17 protein-coding genes are annotated in these 18385 nt (G+C 68.6%); 10 read left to right on the top strand and 7 right to left on the bottom strand.

Annotated features, from left to right (window positions below; translation table 11 throughout):
* Positions 1-52 precede the first annotated feature (52 nt).
* The 3 genes from ACWDTD_RS00440 to cofC are packed head-to-tail and all read right to left on the bottom strand — an operon-like array spanning position 53 to position 3950.
* Positions 53-985 (bottom strand): NUDIX hydrolase, encoded by a 933-nt coding sequence (locus ACWDTD_RS00440; protein ID WP_449745091.1) that lies wholly within the window; start codon positions 983-985, stop codon positions 53-55.
* A gap of 60 nt (positions 986-1045) precedes the next feature.
* Positions 1046-3247, bottom strand: coding sequence for an RNA degradosome polyphosphate kinase (locus ACWDTD_RS00435; RefSeq protein ID WP_449745090.1), 2202 nt, complete (start codon positions 3245-3247; stop codon positions 1046-1048).
* Positions 3248-3254: 7 nt separating this feature from the next.
* Positions 3255-3950 (bottom strand): 2-phospho-L-lactate guanylyltransferase, encoded by a 696-nt coding sequence (gene cofC, locus ACWDTD_RS00430; RefSeq protein WP_449745089.1) that lies wholly within the window; start codon positions 3948-3950, stop codon positions 3255-3257.
* Between the two features lie 191 nt (positions 3951-4141).
* Between cofC and ACWDTD_RS00425 the strand changes: the two genes are divergently transcribed.
* Positions 4142-5149 carry an NAD(P)H-dependent glycerol-3-phosphate dehydrogenase gene (locus tag ACWDTD_RS00425; protein WP_449745088.1) on the top strand — a complete coding sequence of 336 codons (1008 nt, stop codon included), beginning with the start codon at positions 4142-4144 and terminating at the stop codon, positions 5147-5149.
* A 15-nt stretch (positions 5150-5164) separates the two neighbouring features.
* On the opposite strand, the gene ACWDTD_RS00420 is transcribed toward ACWDTD_RS00425, so the two are convergent.
* Entirely contained in the window at positions 5165-5761 is a 597-nt protein-coding gene (locus tag ACWDTD_RS00420) for a DUF3515 domain-containing protein (RefSeq protein WP_449745087.1), read from the bottom strand.
* Between the two features lie 54 nt (positions 5762-5815).
* On the bottom strand, positions 5816-6061 hold the full coding sequence (locus ACWDTD_RS00415; RefSeq protein ID WP_449745086.1) for an Lrp/AsnC ligand binding domain-containing protein: 246 nt from the start codon (positions 6059-6061) through the stop codon (positions 5816-5818).
* A gap of 201 nt (positions 6062-6262) precedes the next feature.
* Between ACWDTD_RS00415 and thiL the strand changes: the two genes are divergently transcribed.
* The 3 genes from thiL to ACWDTD_RS00400 are packed head-to-tail and all read left to right on the top strand — an operon-like array spanning position 6263 to position 8550.
* Positions 6263-7336 (top strand): thiamine-phosphate kinase, encoded by a 1074-nt coding sequence (gene thiL, locus ACWDTD_RS00410; RefSeq protein WP_449745085.1) that lies wholly within the window; start codon positions 6263-6265, stop codon positions 7334-7336.
* Between the two features lie 12 nt (positions 7337-7348).
* Positions 7349-7870 carry a gamma carbonic anhydrase family protein gene (locus tag ACWDTD_RS00405; protein ID WP_449745084.1) on the top strand — a complete coding sequence of 174 codons (522 nt, stop codon included), beginning with the start codon at positions 7349-7351 and terminating at the stop codon, positions 7868-7870.
* A complete protein-coding gene (locus tag ACWDTD_RS00400; protein WP_449745083.1) occupies positions 7867-8550 on the top strand; it encodes a uracil-DNA glycosylase in 684 nt (227 codons plus the stop codon). Before ACWDTD_RS00405 ends, ACWDTD_RS00400 begins: the two co-directional genes overlap by 4 nt.
* A 35-nt stretch (positions 8551-8585) precedes the next feature.
* On the opposite strand, the gene ACWDTD_RS00395 is transcribed toward ACWDTD_RS00400, so the two are convergent.
* Entirely contained in the window at positions 8586-9389 is an 804-nt protein-coding gene (locus ACWDTD_RS00395; protein ID WP_449745082.1) for an enoyl-CoA hydratase/isomerase family protein, read from the bottom strand.
* 86 nt (positions 9390-9475) lie between these two features.
* Positions 9476-9667, bottom strand: a complete 192-nt coding sequence (rpmB, locus tag ACWDTD_RS00390) for a 50S ribosomal protein L28 (protein WP_449745081.1) — start codon at positions 9665-9667, stop codon at positions 9476-9478.
* A 220-nt stretch (positions 9668-9887) separates the two neighbouring features.
* Here rpmB and ACWDTD_RS00385 point away from each other — a divergent pair, with 220 nt between their 5' ends.
* The 6 genes from ACWDTD_RS00385 to ACWDTD_RS00360 all read left to right on the top strand — a co-directional run bounded on the left by ACWDTD_RS00385 (position 9888) and on the right by ACWDTD_RS00360 (position 18375).
* Positions 9888-11552: a DAK2 domain-containing protein gene (locus ACWDTD_RS00385; protein WP_449745080.1), complete on the top strand. Its 1665-nt coding sequence runs from the start codon at positions 9888-9890 to the stop codon at positions 11550-11552.
* Positions 11552-13810 (top strand): ATP-dependent DNA helicase RecG, encoded by a 2259-nt coding sequence (recG, locus tag ACWDTD_RS00380; protein WP_449745079.1) that lies wholly within the window; start codon positions 11552-11554, stop codon positions 13808-13810. Before ACWDTD_RS00385 ends, recG begins: the two co-directional genes overlap by 1 nt.
* Positions 13811-13892: 82 nt before the next feature.
* Positions 13893-14651: an HNH endonuclease family protein gene (locus ACWDTD_RS00375; RefSeq protein WP_449745078.1), complete on the top strand. Its 759-nt coding sequence runs from the start codon at positions 13893-13895 to the stop codon at positions 14649-14651.
* Positions 14652-14747: 96 nt separating this feature from the next.
* On the top strand, positions 14748-16034 hold the full coding sequence (locus ACWDTD_RS00370) for a glutamate-5-semialdehyde dehydrogenase (protein ID WP_449745077.1): 1287 nt from the start codon (positions 14748-14750) through the stop codon (positions 16032-16034).
* Positions 16031-16942, top strand: a complete 912-nt coding sequence (locus ACWDTD_RS00365) for an AAA family ATPase (RefSeq protein ID WP_449745076.1) — start codon at positions 16031-16033, stop codon at positions 16940-16942. Before ACWDTD_RS00370 ends, ACWDTD_RS00365 begins: the two co-directional genes overlap by 4 nt.
* Positions 16942-18375 carry a vWA domain-containing protein gene (locus ACWDTD_RS00360; protein ID WP_449745075.1) on the top strand — a complete coding sequence of 478 codons (1434 nt, stop codon included), beginning with the start codon at positions 16942-16944 and terminating at the stop codon, positions 18373-18375. The genes ACWDTD_RS00365 and ACWDTD_RS00360 overlap by 1 nt, the downstream gene beginning before the upstream one ends.
* Positions 18376-18385 lie beyond the last annotated feature (10 nt).

Here is an 18385-nt window from a genome sequence, read left to right as displayed (position 1 = left end):
TCTTCCCCCGTCGGGGGGTGAGGTGTATTCGGGGACTCTTCGCGCACTGCGCTCAGGAGCCGACGCCGGTGTCCGTCCCGGGCAGTGGGCTGTCGATGTAGTCGGCACTGAGGAGTGTGCCGCCGCTGGTGCAGATCACCCAGATGCTGGCCTTCCGGGTGCGGGCAGCGGGCAGCGTGAGGTCGTCGCGCGCCGACCACCACTCCATCACCGGTGGAATCACCTTGCCCTGACTGCACACTGCGCGAATCACCCGACCCGGCCCACCGCTCGTGCCGGCGAGTTCACGCAGTCGGTCGCGCGTCGCATCCGGATCGACCTTGTATGCCTCTTCCGACAGCGTCGGTTCCACTTGTATCGGCACCGCCAGTTCGGCGGCCGTGGGTTCGAGTGTCTGGACACAGCGTGTGCGGTCGGCGCTGTGCAGTTCGGTGACGCCGAAGGCGGTGAGCAGCGCGACAAGTGCTCGTGCCTGTTGGTCACCCGTCGAATCCAGTGGGCGCAGCCGATCGTCGCCGGCGAAACCCGACCGGCTGCCGGCGCGCGCGTGCCGAACCAGCAGCATGACGTCGAGATCCGCGCGGAGCCGGACGAACTCGCGGACGATGTCCTTGTCCTGCCGATAACTGAGCCGCGCGAGGCCCGCCTCGACACTCACCCACTCCATCACGTCGACCTCGTGGTTCGGCGCGAAATCACCGCCGACTGCGCGTGCCGACCAGTACCGGACATGCTTGCGGCCGTTGCCGACGTCGTAATGGACGTCACGCAGGTGACGGCCGAGATGCGCGTGATAGCCGGTCTCCTCGGCGATTTCGCGCACCGCCGTGGAGATCAGTGTTTCGCCGGACTCGATCTTGCCCTTGGGAAGGGTCCAGTCGTCGTAACGGGGGCGGTGGATGAGGCCGATCTCGACGTCACCGGCAGCGGTCAACCGCCACAGCACACCGCCGGCGGCCCAGATCGTCTTCGTCGTCTTCGACATCGGTGCCGATCCTAAGAGGTCGAGGTTACCGATCGGGTACCGGAATCGGTCACCGTGGTGTCAGGCGCCGGCATTGCGACGACGGTTGCGACGCATCATCTGCCGCTGGTGATCGCGCACCTCTTCCCCCGCAGCCGGAGACGCCAGCCACGTGCCGTCGGATTGCAGTACCCAACACCGTGTTCGGGGGTCGAGTGCCGAGGTGAAGATGTCGGCGAGTTCACCGGTCAGCCGCTCGTCGCGCACACGGACCATCACCTCGACCCGACGGTCGAGATTCCGGTGCATCATGTCGGCGCTGCCGATCCAGTACTCGTCCTGTGCACCGAAGTGGAAGATCCGGGAGTGTTCGAGGAACTGCCCGAGAATCGACCGCACGTGAATGTTGTCACTGACCCCGGGCATCCCGGGCCGCAGCGCACAGATTCCGCGGACGACGATCTCGACCGGAACACCGTTCTGGGATGCCCGGTAGAGCGCGTCGATCACCTGCTCGTCGACAAGGGCGTTGGCCTTCAACTGCACCCGCGCTCGGCTGTCGCCGGCATGCCGCAACTCGATCTCACGATCGATCCGCTCGATGATCCCCGACCGAATGCCGTGCGGCGCCACCAGAATGTTGCGGTACTCCCGTTTGCGCGAATACCCGGTCAGCGTGTTGAACAGATCGGTGAGATCCGCGCCGACGTCGGGAGCGGCCGTCAACAGGCCGACGTCCTCGTAGAGTCGCGCGGTCTTGGGATTGTAGTTGCCCGTGCCGATGTGGCAGTAGCGACGGATCGTCGACCCTTCGCGGCGCACCACCAGACACGTCTTGCAGTGGGTTTTGAGTCCGACGAGGCCGTAGACGACGTGCACCCCGGCCTGCTCGAGTTGCCGGGCCCACTTGATGTTGGCCTGTTCGTCGAAGCGGGCCTTGATCTCCACCAGTGCGACAACCTGTTTGCCCGCCTCGGCCGCGTCGATCAGCGCGTTGACGATCGGGGAGTCGCCCGACGTGCGGTACAGGGTTTGTTTGATCGCGAGGACCTGCGGATCTGCGGCGGCCTGCTCGATGAAACGCTGGACGCTCGTGGAGAACGAGTCGTAGGGATGATGAACGAGCACATCGCCTTCGCGCAGTGTCGAGAAGACACTCTTCGGTGTCTCGCGTTCACCGAACGCCGGATGCGTTGCCGGCACGAAGGGCCGGTCCTTGAGGTGCGGGCGGTCGAGCGCGTTGACCTCGAACAGCGAGGACAGGTCCAGCAATCCGGGGACCTGAATGACGTCGGCGGGGTTGACGTCGAGTTCACGCAGCAACAGTTCGAGCATGTGGTCGCTCATGTCGTCGGCCACCTCGAGTCGCACCGGCGAGCCGAACCGACGCCGGGCCAACTCCCGCTCGAGTGCCTGCAACAGGTCCTCGTCGCGGTCCTCCTCGACCTCGAAGTCGGCGTTGCGGGTGATCCGGAACGCATGGTGCTCAACGATTTCCATGCCCGGGAACAGGTGCTCGAGATTGGCGGCGATCAACGTCTCCATCGGCAGGAAGAAGACCTCGTAGTGACCCTTGCTGTCGGGTTCGGAGGTGTGCGGCAGCAAGCGGTCGACGCGCACGAACCGGTTGACGTTGTCGGGCACCTTGACACGGGCGAAGTGTTCGCCACCCTCGTGTGCGTCCTTGACGGTGACCGCCAGGTTCAGGCTCAGCCCGCTGATGTACGGGAACGGGTGTGCCGGGTCCACGGCGAGTGGAGTCAGCACCGGGAATACCTCCTCGTGGAAGTACTCGACCATTCGGTGCTTCTGCCGGTCGGTCAGATCTGACCAGGAGACGACGTGAATTCCGTTGTCCGCCAAGGCTGGACGTACCGAATCGAGGAACACCCGGGCGTGCCGGTCGGCGAGGGTCTGGGTGCGGCCGGCGATGCGCAGCAACTGTTCACGCGGCGAGAGGCCGTCGGCGGAGCGCACCGACAGACCCGTCTCGTCACGACGTTTGAGCCCGGCGACGCGAACCATGAAGAACTCGTCGAGATTCGAGGCGAAGATGGCAAGGAACTTGGCGCGCTCGAGCAGCGGAATCGAGGTGTCCTCGGCGAGGGCCAGCACCCGTGAATTGAAGTCCAGCCAACTGAGTTCGCGATTGAGATACCGATCCTCGGGGAGGTCGGCCGATTCGTCCGGGGTCAGCGTGGCCGCCGGCGGCGCGCCGGGAATCGCTCCCACGGGTTGTGTGGTGGGTGCCGGAGGGGTGGCGGTGTCGTCGGCTGGGCTCACCCTGCCATCATGACGCATCGGCCTGGGTACCGACACCGGTGGCCGCGCCCGGCCGCCCCGCACCGGCCACCGAGATGGCTGCGATGCGCGTGCGTGGGCCCACGCCCAGGCGCATCGCCGCGCGCAGATCGTCCACGGTGTCGACGTCGGTGCGGACATCGGGCCATCGCGTGCCCTGCGGGTCGAGTTCAGTGGCACCGCCGTTGCGGTGCGCGGCAGCCGAATCCGTCCCGAAGCGGGGCAACTCGTCGATCGCGATGGGACGCAGCAACAGTGCGGTACCCGCACCGGAACGGTCGGCGACGATCGACTGTGTGTCGGGTGCCGCTGCTTCGATGATCTGCCGCAGACTGTGCGGTGCCGCGGCGGGCAGGTCCGCCTGGATCATCAGTGCCATGCCGGCCACCGGCCAGAGCGCGCGCGCGTGCGCGGCCCCCTGCGCGTACGCGGCGTTGAGTCCGCCCCCGCTGATGTCCTCGGGTATCGGACGTGCACCGGCGCGCGCCGCGAGTTCGCGGACGGTTTCGTCCGGACTGACCACGACGATCCGGTCGATGCCTGCCGCGAGGAGTGCGGCGATGGTGTCGGCGAGCATCGCGAGCACCAGTTCTGCGCGACCCGACGGTGGGCCGGGAATGACGGCCAGACGGGTCTTGGCGTCGCGGAGGTCTTTGACGGCGAGCACCGCGACCACGTCCGTCACAGCCACACCGCGTGCCTGCTGCGACGGGCGCGCCGAGTGGCTGGCGCTGCACGGCACGGTCATCTGTTCATGATGGCCCATCACGACCGGGTGGGTCGATCGGCGTGGTGATGTGGGTGCAAACGGCCGGAACGCGATGTGTCGCGAGTTACTGTGAGGAGGCCAACAGTTGGATCGGCGAAAGGATCGATGTGCGTGCGGTGGTGATGGGTGCCGGTTCGTGGGGTACGACGATCGCGAAGGTGCTGACCGACGCCGGGACCGAAACCGTCATCTGGGCGCGCCACAACGATGTGGCCGAGGAGATCAACGGCGAGCACACCAACGCCACGTACCTGCCCGGAATCACGCTGCCCACACAGATCACCGCGACGGCCGTGGCGGTGGATGCCTTGACCGGCGCGGACATCGTGGTGTGTGCGATACCGTCCCAGGCGCTGCGCGAAAATCTCGCGCAGTGGCGTGAACACCTCCAACCCGACGCGTCGCTGGTCTCACTGGCGAAAGGCATCGAGACGTCCACCCTGATGCGGATGAGCCAGGTCATCGCCGAGGTCACCGAGGTGTCCGGCGATCGGATCGCGGTGCTCTCCGGCCCCAACCTCGCCCGTGAGATCGCCGAGGGCCAGCCCGCGGCCACCGTGATCGCCTGCACCGACATCGACCGGGCCACGACGCTGCAGGGTGCCTTCAGGACCGGCTATTTCCGGCCGTACACCAACACCGACGTGATCGGCTGCGAGATCGGTGGCGCCGCCAAGAACGTCATCGCGCTCGCCTGCGGCATGGCAAGCGGTGTCGGATTCGGACAGAACACCCTCGCCACGATCATCACCCGCGGACTCGCCGAGGTCATCCGGCTGGGCACCGCGATGGGTGCCGAGATCGAGACGATGGCCGGTCTCGCCGGAATCGGCGACCTGGTGGCCACCTGCTCGTCGCCGCTGTCACGCAATCGCACTTTCGGGGCGCGGCTCGGGGAGGGCGCCACTCTGGAGGAGGCACAGGCGGCAACCAACGGCCAGGTGGCCGAGGGAGTCAAGTCGTGCACGTCGGTGCGTGCGCTGGCCGAAAAGCACCACGTCGAGATGCCACTCACCGAGGCGGTCGACAAGGTCTGCCACTCCGGCCTGTCGGTGTCCGACGCGATCAGCTCACTGCTGGGGCGCCGGTCCAAGCCCGAGGTCTACCGGGACTGACCCGTCCGGACCGGGTCAGCCAAAATCGAGCGGCCCGCGCGGCAGGGTGCGTTCGATGACTGCCGAGACGTCGGTGATCGGTCCGTTGCCGGCGTCGGCCGGAACCCAGATCGCCACGTAGGGACGATGACCCACGCACACGAAGGCCTGTCCGCTGCCTTCGACCGAATCGGTGATGAACCATTGCACCGGGTTGACCACCTGCAGGTTGCTGGTGGCCGACAGATCCGACGGACGCGACACCCCGCACCGTACGATCACCGGACCGCCGTCGCCGTCGGCGGACCACGTGGCCTGATTCCCGGACACCTTCTTCTGCCCGAAACCCTCGAACGTCGCCGGCAACGCAGCGAGGAACTTGCCGCATTCCGGAGCGGCCGAGGACTCGGTGGCATACGAATCGACCGGGGTGGTCGGGGTGTCGGGACGCATCGCCGCGAACACGATGAACCCGACGATCACCATCACCGGGATCGTGACCAGGGTCGCGATGAGTGCCGGGCTGAGCCGGGGCCCGGTGTCGTAATCGGCGTGATCGGCCGCTGCCGACTCGGGATCGTTCTGATCGTTGTCGTCACGATCGTGCTGATCGTCGGGGCCGGATGAGGTCACGACGAACACCCTAGGACATCGGGCATCCGGGCCGTCGACGGTGTCAGCGGGCGATCAGTGACCGGCCGTGACCACCGGGCAGGTGAGGGTGCGGGTGATGCCGTCGACCTTCTGGATCTGCGGGACCACGTCGTCGGTGAGATGTGCGGCGTCGGCGGCCTCGACGCGGACGATGACGTCATAAGGTCCGCTGACCTCTTCGGATGAGGCGACGCCCGAGATCTCCGCAATGGTCGCCGCCGCCAACGCGGCCCGTCCGACCTCGGTCTGGATCAGTATGTATGCCTGAACCACGGCCATCCTCTCGTGTCTGCCTCATCGCGTGCCGGGCTGTCGGCGCCACGTCGGTGCCGCCCGACTCGCGTCGTGCCGCGCACCCGGCCCCGGTGAACCGGCGCCGTCGAGAGGCGACGTGGTTACTCGGGAAACCAATACACTGTGGCACACATTGTCACCGACAACCGGGTGCGAGCGCGACTCAGGGCGAGCGAGGGAGCTGATTTGGCCACCGGCGACGAGGTCGGGACGGAGCGCACGACGGCCAAATGGCCCGGGGGCACCGTCGGTGATCTGGGCGAACGACGAATGATTGCGCTGTTCACCGCCGCCGCCGGCGGCGAGGACGATGCGCGCGGCGACATCGTGATCGGTTCCGGCGACGACGCAGCGGTCTTCGACGCCGCCGGTCCCACGGTCATCAGCACCGACACCGCCGTCGAGGGACGTCACTTCCGGTTCGACTGGTCCTCACCGCAGCAGGTCGGGGCCCGGGTGGTGGTGCAAAGTGCCGCCGACATCGCTGCGATGGGTGCCCGCACCGTCGGTGTGGTGGTGTCGATCGGCTGCCCGTCGAGCACCCCGGCGCAGACCGTTCTCGATCTCAACGCGGGCATCGTCGGTGCCGCGCACCGTCTCGGCGCCCGGGTGCTCGGCGGCGACCTGGTGGAGGCCGGCGAGATGGTGCTCACCGTCACCTCGGTCGGCGCGCTCGACGGGCTGGAGCCGGTGGCCCTCGGCGGCGCCCGGTCCGGAGACGTGGTGGCCGTCAGCGGTCCGTTGGGTGCGGGTGCGGCAGGTCTGGCGGTGCTCGAGGCGGCCGAGCGCCGGGGGCCGTCGGCGGGTGCCGACCTGCTCGACCGCCACGCCGAGGTCGTCGCCGCCCATCGGTTGCCCGATCCGGACCTCGGCGCCGGTCCCGTCGCGGCCCGTGCCGGGGCGCACGCGATGACCGACATCTCCGACGGCCTCGTCGAGGAACTGCTCACCATGGCGGCCGCGTCGCGGGTGCTGCTGTCGGTGGATTCCGCGGCGGTGCCGCGCACGCCCGCCACCGGTCGGGCGGCAGCCGAGCTCGGCGCCGACGAACGCCGGTGGGCTCTCACCGGCGGTGAGGATCACCACCTGCTCGCGACCTTCGCGCCGACCGGGCCGCCGCCGGGGTGGACGGTGATCGGCGAGGTCGGGGCCGGCACGCGGCCCGGTGGTGAGGTGTGGGTCGACGGAACACCCTTGGCCGGACTGTCCGGTTGGCAGTCGTTCGGGCGGCCGGTCGACGAGGGCGGCGGGGCATCCTGATTAGATCGACGCATGGCGATCTACGCTCTGGGCGACCGTGAACCCGTGCTCGGGCGCGATGTCTACGTCCACCCCGATGCCACCGTGATCGGCGCGGTCACCCTCGGCGACGGAGCGTCGGTGTGGCCGGGTGCGGTGCTGCGCGGTGATTACGGCACCATCACCATCGGCCGTTGCACGAACATCCAGGACGGCACCGTGATCCACTGCACGCCGATCGATCCGACCGTGATCGGTACCGGATGCGTGGTGGGCCACAACGCCCACATCGAGGGGTCGACGATCGGTGACGACTGCCTGATCGCGTCGGGGGCGGTGGTGCTCAACGGATCCCGAGTGGGTGACGGCGCCGTGGTGGGGGCCGGCGCGGTGGTGCCGTTCGGGTTCGAGGTGCCCGCCCGCCGGATGGCGCTCGGGGTGCCCGCACGGATTCGCGAGGGGTTCGAGGTCACGTCGGGACATGTCGACCTCAACGTGGAGATGTACCACCAGAATGCGTTGCACTACCGTGCGGAACTGCGGAGGCTCGATTGACCTCCGGACCACGACCGCTCGCCGAACTCGTCGACGCCGGGTGGGCGCAGGCGCTGGGGCCGGTGGCCGACAACGTGGCCGAGATGGGACAGTTCCTGCGCGCCGAGGTCGCCGCGGGCCGCGGCTACCTGCCCGCCGGAAAGAACGTGCTGCGCGCCTTCACCCAGCCCTTCGACGACGTGCGGGTGCTCATCGTCGGGCAGGATCCGTATCCCACCCCCGGTCACGCTGTGGGACTGAGTTTCTCGGTGTCGCCGGAGGTGTCGCCGATTCCGCGTTCGCTGACCAACATCTACACCGAATACTGCGCCGATCTCGGCTACCCGATGCCTACCACCGGCGATCTCACGCCGTGGGCAAGGGCGGGAGTGCTGCTGCTCAACAGGGTGCTCACGGTGACGCCGGGACAACCGGCATCTCATCGCGGCAAGGGTTGGGAGGCAGTGACCGAGTGCGCGATTCGCGCGCTCGCCGACCGCGACGAGCCGCTCGTGGCGATCCTGTGGGGACGTGACGCGGCGGGACTGCAGAAATGGATGCCCGACGTGCCCGCCGTCGTCTCCGCCCACCCGTCGCCGTTGTCGGCGAGTCGGGGCTTCTTCGGCTCGAGACCGTTCAGCCGGGCCAATACCGAGCTCGAGGATCTCGGCGGCGAACCGGTGGACTGGCGCCTGCCGTAGCGAGCCGTCTTTCCGGGATCACCGTCGTGCGCCGGTCACCCCCGCTCGCGGGCGGCCACGAAGTCGGGTGCGCGCTTCCCGATGAAGGCATCGACCCCTTCCATGCCCTCGGCAGTGCCGCTGGCCAGGGAGATCGCCGCGGCCTCGGCGGCCAGCTGATCCCGCAGTGTCGTCGTCGCCGACCGCGACAGCAGTGCACGGGTGGCGGTGATGCCGGCACGTGGCCCGGCGGCGAGCGTGCGGGCGACGTCGATCGCGGCCGTGTCGATCTCGTCGTCGGTGACCAGCCGGGACAGGATGCCCCATTCGAGTGCCTCTTCGGCTCCGATGATGCGGTCGGTGAGGATGATCTCGCGGGCACGTGCCGTACCCACCACCCGGGGCAGTGTCCATGTCATGCCGCCGTCGGGGGACAGGCCGATGCCCAGGTAGGCCGGCCGCAGCTTGGTGGACGGACCGCCCACGGAGACGTCGGCGTGCAGCACCAGACTCAGGCCGGCACCGGCGGCCCAGCCCTTGACCGCGGCGACGACGGGTCGTTCGGCTTCGAGCAATGCGGTGACGAACGAGTGAAACGTATCGGCCAGCTCACGCAGGAATGCCGGCCGGTGCGGCGCGTCGGCGAAGTCGCGGACGTTACCGCCCGCGCAGAAGTTGCGCCCCGACCCGGTGAGCAGGATCGCGCCGGCGTCGCGCTGACCGCAGGCGATCTCACGCAGCGCCGCCGTCCCGGACGCCAGTGCCCCGGCGTCGAGTGCGGATCCGGACGCGGCGTCGGAGACCGCGATGATGAGCAGGGAGCCTTGCCGGGTCACCCCGGGCGTCGTGACGGAGGTCATTGCGACACCCTAGTCGGCGCACACGAAAGACCCGACCCCGGCCCCGAGCGTGCGCTCGGTCGGGATCGGGTCGTGGTGCCCGGCGGTCAGGCCGAAGCGGTCTTACCGGCCTTCAGGCAGGAGGTGCAGACGTTCTTGCGGCGGCGATTGCCCGGGGCAACCTCGACGCGCACCGACTGGATGTTCGGGTTCCAGCGGCGATTGGTACGGCGGTGCGAGTGCGAAACGGACTTGCCGAAGCCCGGACCCTTGCCGCAGACGTCACAGACGGCAGCCATTGTCGAACTCCCTTGGTAGATGGAAATGTCTTCTGGGTTACGCCACGCCGCTCGCCGGACACCGCGACGCGGTGACAACGGCAGCAAGGCAACCCTGCAAGGATAGCGTTTGCCGGTGTCCACGGCCAAATCCCGACCTGTCGTTGCCGCCGAGTAATCTCGAACACACCTCGTGGCGGCCGCTCGACCGCCGGTGGATCTGAGCGAAAGGGGTCTGCGTATGGCGGCGCCCGGCACCGGGGTGGCACACGTGATGAACCCCCAGTTGCTGCGCGATTGGGCGCACGCCTGCGTGGACGGTCTCGAACTCGTGCGCGGCGAGATCAACGACCTCAACGTCTTTCCGATTCCCGACTCCGACACCGGCAGCAACATGGTCGCCACGATGCGCGCGGTGGTCGAGGCCCTCGACACCGTCCCGGCCCACGCCGACGCGGCGATGCTCGCGCGCGCGATGGCCGATGCCGCCGTGACCAACGCGCGTGGCAATTCCGGCATCATCATGTCGCAGGTCCTCGTCGGCGTCGCCGACGCGTGTGAACTGGCCGTCGGCAACGCGGCCATGACGTTCTCCCAGTTCGCCATCTCCGGTCTGCGCCTGGGGTCGCTGGCCGCAACCAGGGCGGTGAGCGATCCGCGGGAGGGCACCGTGCTCACCGTGCTCCGCGTGGCCGCGGAGACCGCGGCCGCGCACGCCGACGATCAACCCGCCGACCTCGCACGGACAATCGCCGACGAGGCGGCTGATGCGCTCGAACGCACGCCGGAGCAGTTGCCCGAACTTGCGTCGGCCGGCGTGGTGGACGCCGGCGGGCGCGGACTGCTGGTGATGCTCGACGCGATGGTCGGGGTGTTGACCGGCGTCACGCATCGCCGGCGTCGCTACCGCGGCATCCTGTCCGGCGGCGGCCACACCCGACTGCCCGACGAGGACAACTGCGACGACCCCGGTGACATGGATTTCGAGGTGATGTATCTGCTCTCCGAAGCCGCCGGCGACAGCATCGCGCACCTGAGGAGCCGGCTCGACGATCTCGGCGACGCCGTCGTGATCGTCGGTGACGGGTCGCCCGTCGGCGAGCGCTTCTCCGTGCACGTACACACCTGTGAACCCGGTGCTGCCGTGGAGGCGGGTATCGGTGTGGGCGTGATCACCGACATCCGGATAACCTGCTTCGCCCTCGATTCCATACGAGCGCAAGCGAATTCGACGGAACCGCCGCCGCGGCACAGACGTGCGGTGGTGGCCGTGGTGCGTGGCGACGGCGCCGCGGAACTCTTCGCCGACGCCGGGGCGGCCGTGCTGCGCGCCGACGCGGGCTTGACCCCGGCGGCGCTGGCCGAGGCCATTCGCGCCACGGATTCGGCGCACGTCGTGGTGATGGCCAACGGGGCGCTGACCTCACAGGATCTGGTGACCGTTGCCGCACAGGTGCGCTCGGCGCAGCGCTCGGTGGTGTCGCTGCCGACCTCGTCGATGGCGCAGTGCCTGGCCGCCCTCGCGGTGCACGATCCGTCCGAACCGGCCGACGCCGACGCCTACGCGATGGCCGAGGCGGCGGCAGGAGCGCGGTGGGGATCGTTGCAGGTCGCCCACGAGAAGATCATGACCCTGGCGGGCACCTCCGAGGTCGGGGACATCCTGGGCCTGATCGGTTCGGACGTGCTGGTGATCGCGCCCGATCAGACCACCGCGATGGTGTCACTGGTGGATCTGATGCTCGCCACCGGCGGCGAGATGGTCACCGCGCTCACCGGCGCGAACGTCGACGCGGCAGCAGTACAGGCGCTCGACGAGCACATGCACCGCACCTACCCCGGCGTGGAACTGGCGGTCTACGAGACGGGGCAGGCCGACGACCTCGTTCAGCTGGGTATCGAATAGTGGTCGCGCTGTCGGACCCGCTCGTCGATGTGTTACCACCGGTGGCGGCCGCCGGACTGGCGTCACTGGGGGTGTCGACAGTGGGCGAACTGTTGCGGTACGCGCCCCGGCGGTACCTGCGGCACGGGCAGGCGTCCCCGGAAGAAACGCTCGTCGCGGGGGAATGGATCACCGTGGTGGGGCGGATCACCCGCGCCGACATGATCAGGATGCGTAAACGCTCCGGCAGTTTCCTGAAGGTCACCGTCTCCGACGGCAACCGCACCTACGACGTCACCTTCTTCAACCCACGCGCCATCAGGCGTGCGCTGACGCCCGGCGCCCGGGTGATGGTGGCCGGGACGGTGAAGTTCTACCATCAGCAGCCGCAGCTCACCCATCCCGAATGGGTGGTGCTCCCCGACGGCGACGTCGAGGTGGACCGGGTGGTGGGATCGGCGATGCTGGCCGAGATGTACGAACTCGAGGCCGAGATCACCGGGGCGAAGAGAACTCCCGAAGCCACGCGGCTCTCGGTGAGCTTCGATCGCGCGATCATTCCCATCTACCCGGCCAACCGGGAGATCCAGACCTGGGACATCTGGGGAACCATCCGACGCCTCCTCGACCAACTTCCGCCGCTGGCGGATCCGCTCACCGACGAGCAGCGGCATGCCCGCGGACTCGTCGGACTGCAGACCGCGATCGAATCGATCCACCTTCCCGACACCGAGGAGCAGATCGAGGCCGCTCGCACGCGACTGCGATTCGACGAGGCACTCGCGATTCAGGTGGTGCTGGCCCAGCGCAGGCTCGCCGGTCGTGCCGAGAACGCTCCGCGGTGCCCGCACGTGGCCGGAGGGCTCGAAGACCGTCTGCTGCAGCGATTACCGTTCTCGCTCACCGACGGTCAACGTGCCGTGGGTGTCGAGATCGGCGACGACCTCGACGCCACCGTGCCCATGAGTCGGCTGCTGCAGGGTGAGGTGGGTTCGGGTAAGACCCTCGTGTCGCTGCTCGCGATGCTGCGGGTGGTGGACAACGGTCATCAGTGCGCGATTCTCGCACCCACCGAAGTCCTTGCCGCGCAGCATCATCGAACGATCCGAACCATGCTCGGCGACCTCGGTACGGTGGGCGAGCTCGGCGCCGCCGACGGCGCGACCGGTGTTGCTCTGCTCACCGGATCGATGAAGACCAAGGGCAAACGAGAAACCCTGCTCGATGTGGTGACCGGCAAGGCGGGAATCGTGATCGGCACGCATGCTCTGCTCGAGGAGAACGTCGAGTTCTTCGACCTGGGCATGGTGGTGGTCGACGAACAGCACCGCTTCGGTGTCGAACAACGCGACGTACTGCGTGGCCGTGGCCGCGGCGACACCTCACCCCACTTCCTGGTGATGACCGCCACGCCGATCCCGCGGACGGTGGCGATGACCGCATTCGGCGACCTCGACACGTCGGTGCTCACCGAACTGCCGCGCGGCCGTCAGCCGATCACCACCCGCGTGGTGTCGTCGAAGAACGCTCGTTGGGTCGAACGGACGTGGCGCCGCGCCGCCGAGGAGGTCGACGCCGGACGACAGGTCTATGTGGTGTGTTCGCGTATCGGCGACACCGAACCACCCTCCCGCAGAAAGACTTCCGACGACGGGCCACCGGCCCCGGAGACCACATCGCTGCTCGACCAGTACGCCGAACTGGTCGCCGGACCGCTCGGCGCGTACCGCGTGGAGATGCTGCACGGCAGGATGCCCGGCGACGAGAAGAACGCAATCATGGACGCTTTCGGGCGCGGCGAGATCGACGTCCTGGTGTCCACCACCGTCATCGAGGTGGGCGTCGACGTGCCCAACGCGTCGATGATGGTCATCGTCGACGCCGACCGGTTCGGCGTCAGCCAGCTCCATCAGTTGCGTGGCCGCGTGGGCCGCGGCAGCCACCCCGGCCTGTGCCTGCTGATGACGGCGATGCCCGAGATCTCGCAGGCCGCGGCGCGCTTGACGGCCGTCGAATCGTCCACCGACGGATTCGAGTTGGCGCGCGTCGATCTGTTGCAGCGCCGCGAGGGAGATCTGCTGGGTTCGCTGCAGTCCGGTGGGGTGTCGTCGCTGCAGTACCTGTCGCTGCTCGACGACGCCGACGTCATCGCCGATGCGCGTGAGCTCGCCGAACGGATCGTCGACGAGGACATCACGCTGGTCGATCACCGGCCCGTCGCCGACCTCGTCGACTCCATTCTCGTGCCGCGCAAGGTGCGTTACCTCGACAAGTCCTGACGCCGGCGCAAGTCCCGACGTGTGCGCGGAACCCGTCGCGATGCCGCCGCGTCGGACTGTTCGGGCCACGAATGGGGGAGCGATGCTCGCGGAGACATGTCGGGTGCTGCGCTACCGGCTTCGTGGTCGATGGCATCACCGGTCGCGCAGCGAGTGGCCGCTGCGTCGGTGGCTGGTGGTCACGGCGGGCGTGGCCACCGCGGTCGGGGTGGCGGGCGGCACGCTGCGTGATGCGCGGCCCGCCGATCACACGCACCTGGCTGCGCTCGCCGCCTCGACCCTGCGCGTCCTGGTGACGGTGCCGGTGGTCGACGGGCGGCACCGCCGCGACGACTACGAGCGCACGGCCTTCGGCTCACCGTGGACCGACGCGACCGATGTCGCCGACTCCGACAACGGCTGCGACACCCGAAACGACATCCTGACCCGCGACCTCTCCGACACCCGATCGGGTCCGGTGGCCAGTTGTCCGCACGCCGTGCTCGCCGGTGAACTGCGCAGCCCTTACACCGGTGCGGTGGTGATCTTCCGCCGCGACCGGCGTGCCACCGCGATCCAGATCGACCACATCGTCCCGCTCGCCTTCGCCTGGGACATGGGCGCTTTCGCGTGGCCACCAGCCCGGCGGGCCGACCTCGCCAACGATCCGGCCAACCTCGTCGCCGTCGACGGGGATTCCAATCAGGACAAGAGTGACAGCGAGCCGGGGCGCTGGATGCCGCCCAATACCGGATTCCACTGCCAGTACGCCATTCAGTTCGTCGACGTGCTCACGGCATACGGCCTGCAGGTGGATCGCTCGTCTCGCGACGTGCTGACGCGGGCCCTGCAGCAATGCTGACGACACAATGCTGACGACTCAGGGACTTGGGTGCCGCACCGCCACGGACGTAGGCTGGTCCGGATGCCCGTCGTGCATGCGAAGTGGAGGTTCCAGATGAGCGCACCCACCGTTCCCCCGTCCGTCGATCGCCCAGCAGGCGCCGACACCGAACAGGTGGTCCACGACCTGGCCAAGGCCGCCCGTTCGGCCTCGCGCACGCTGTCGCGGATGTCCGCGGCAGCCAAGAACGAGGCGCTGCTGGCCGCTGCCGACGCCGTCGAGGCGGGGACCGAGTCGATCCTCGCTGCCAATGCCGACGACATCGCACGCGCCGAGGCCGCGGGTATCGAGGCCAGCCTTCTCGACCGGCTGCGACTGACGCCCGAACGGGTGGTCGGCATCGCCAACGGCCTGCGCCAGGTGGCCGCGCTGCCCGACCCCATCGGAGAACTCGTCTCCGGCAAGACCCTGCCCAACGGGCTGCGGCTGCGGCAGGTGCGGGTGCCCCTCGGGGTGGTCGGCATCGTCTACGAGGCGCGCCCCAACGTGACCGTCGACGCCTTCGGCATCGCATTCAAGTCCGGAAACGCGGTGCTGCTGCGCGGTTCGTCGTCGGCGGCGTCGTCGAACGCCGAACTGGTCCGCATTCTTCGCGAGGTACTCGGCGCGCGTGGCGTGCCCGTCGACGTGGTCGCGCTGCTGCCCACCGACGATCGCTCCAGCGTCACCGCGCTCATCCGCGCACGCGGCCTCGTCGACGTGGTGATCCCGCGCGGAGGAGCCGGCCTGATCAGCGCTGTGGTCGCCGACGCCACCGTCCCCACCATCGAGACCGGCACCGGCAACTGCCACATCTACGTGCACGCGCTCGCCGACATCGACGTCGCCACCCGCATCGTGCTCAACGCCAAGACCCGGCGGCCCAGCGTCTGCAACGCCGCCGAAACCGTCCTCGTCGACAAGGCGATCGCCGCCGACGCGGTGCCCAAGATCAGTCATGCCCTGCAGGCGCAGGGTGTGGTGATCCACGGCGACGAACCCGGAATGGAACCGGCCACCGAAGCCGACTGGGCCGAGGAGTACCTGTCCATGGACATCGCGATGAAGTTGGTTGACGGTCTCGACGCCGCCGTCGCGCACATCGACACCTACGGCACCGGCCACACCGAGGCCATCATCACCACCGACCTGCGCGCGGCCGAGGAGTTCACCGACCGCGTGGACGCGGCGGCCGTCATGGTCAACGCGTCGACCGCGTTCACCGACGGTGAGCAGTTCGGTTTCGGTGCCGAGATCGGCATCTCCACCCAGAAGCTGCATGCCCGGGGGCCCATGGGGCTCACCGAGCTGACCTCGACCAAGTGGCTGGCCTGGGGCGACGGCCAGATCCGTCCCGCGTGAGCGTCGACGCCGCGGGCACACCGCCCATCGTGCCGTCGTTCACCGGCGTGCCCGACGTGGTGGACCGGCTGCGCGCCACCGGGTACCTGCCCGACGACGCCACCGCCACCGCCACGTTTCTCGCTGATCGCCTCGGCAAACCGCTGCTGGTGGAGGGACCCGCCGGAGTGGGCAAGACCGAACTCGCGCGGGCGATCGCCGCGGCCACCGACGCCGAGTTGGTCCGGTTGCAGTGCTACGAGGGTATCGACGAGGCCCGGGCACTCTACGAGTGGAATCACGCCAAGCAGATCCTGCACATCCAGGCCACCGGCACGCGCGACTGGGCCGACGCCAAGACCGACATCTTCTCCGACGAGTTCCTGCTCCCGCGGCCGCTGTTGACCGCCATCACCCGCGAGGGACCGGCGGTGCTGCTCGTCGACGAGGTGGACAAGGCCGACGTCGACGTCGAGGGCCTGCTGCTGGAGGTGCTCAGCGACTTCGCCATCACGATCCCCGAGATGGGCACCGTGGTGGCCACCCGCCGGCCCGTGGTGATCCTGACGTCCAACGCGACGCGGGAACTGTCCGAGGCACTCAAGCGGCGTTGCCTGTACCTCTACATCGATTTCCCCGACGCCGCGCGTGAGAAGGAGATCCTCGCCTCGCGGGTGCCCGCGTTGCCCGACAGGCTCAGCGCGGAACTGGTGCGCATCGTGGGTGTGCTGCGCACCCTCGACATCCGCAAGAAACCGTCGGTCGCCGAGACCATCGACTGGGCCAACACCCTGCTCGCACTCGGTGCCGGCGACAGCGGTGCACGGTCGGGACGTCTCGACGAGGGACTGATCGCCCGCACGCTGGGCGTGGTCCTCAAACACCGGCCCGACCTCAAGACGGCGGTCAAAGAACTCAAGCTCGGCTGATGGCCGCCGACGCCGGCGGCCCCGGCACCATCCCGTTGGTCGCGCACCTGACCGACTTCGTCGACGAGCTGCGCCGCCGTGGGATCGTGGTCGGGCCGTCGGCGCTGATCGATGCCGCCCGCGCGGTCGAGGTGCTCGATCTGCTCGACCGGTCGAGCGTCCGCGAGGGTCTGGCCGCGACGCTGCTCGACGATCACCTCCACCGTGACACGTTCGATCGCCTCTTCGATCTGTGGTTTCCGGTGGCGATCGGGGCGCGCACCGGCGGCGACGGGCTGCCCCGCGATGACGACGGCGAGATCGACATGTCGGCGCTACGCGACATGCTCGCCGCGCTGTTGGCCGACGACTCGGCCGACAGCGATGGAAGACTGTCACGTGCGGTGGCGCAGGTGGTCGACGAACTCGGTCGCTATCAGTCGAGTAGGGGCGAGGCGTTCTCCGCCTACCAGGCGCTGTCGAGCGTCGACCCGCAAACGCTCATCGCCCGGATCGCCGCGGCCATGGCCGGCGGGAGCGGTGACGACCTGCGGGTGGGCGCCGACCCGACGTACCGGCGTGCCGCGCGCGAACGTGCCGGGCGGTTACGCACCGCGATCGAGGTCGAAACCCAGCGTCGGATGGCCGACCGTAACGGTCGTGACCGCGTCGGCGACTACGCCGTGCCGAAGTTGCCCGAGAACATCAAGTTCCTTTCCGCGGGAGCCAGGGATCTCGCCGAGATCCGGCGCACCATCGCCCCCCTCGCGAGGTTGCTGGCGTCGCGGCTCGAGGTGCGGCGGCGGCGGGCACACCGCGGCTCGGTGGACGTCCGTGCGACATTGCGGGCGTCGATGTCCACCGGTGGGGTGCCCATCGAACTCAAGACGCGCGCACCGCGCCCCGGCAGACCGGAACTGATCATCATCTGCGACGTGTCGGGCTCGGTGTCGGGATTCTCCCAGTTCACGTTGCAACTCGTCTACGCCCTGCGTCAGCAGTTCTCCAAGGTCCGCGTGTTCGCGTTCGTCGACAGCGTCGACGAGGTGACCGATCATTTCGACTCCGGCGGCGACGACGGATTCGGCGGCGCCGACGTCGGGGCGGCGATGCACCGGATGCTGACCGGGGCGCGGCTGGTCACCCGCGACGGACACTCCGATTACGGTCACATGCTGCGCGGCTTCGTCGAGCAATACGCCGACTCGCTGACCCATCGCGGCGCACTCCTGATACTCGGTGACGCCCGCAACAACTATCACGACCCGCAGCTCGGCGCGTTGCGCGATCTCACCGAGCGGGCCCGTCACGCCTACTGGCTCAACCCTGAGGAACAAATCCTCTGGGGGAGTGGCGATTCGATTGCCGCCGACTACGCCGACGTCATCGACATGTTCGAATGCCGTAACGCCGCGCAATTGTCGGAGGTCATCGCCGACCTGCTCCCGGTGTGACCGACCGCGT

The sequence above is a fragment of the Gordonia sp. NPDC003425 genome (assembly GCF_053588635.1).
Note: the sequence above shows the minus strand (reverse complement) of the source record. Positions and strands in the feature narration are given on the sequence as shown.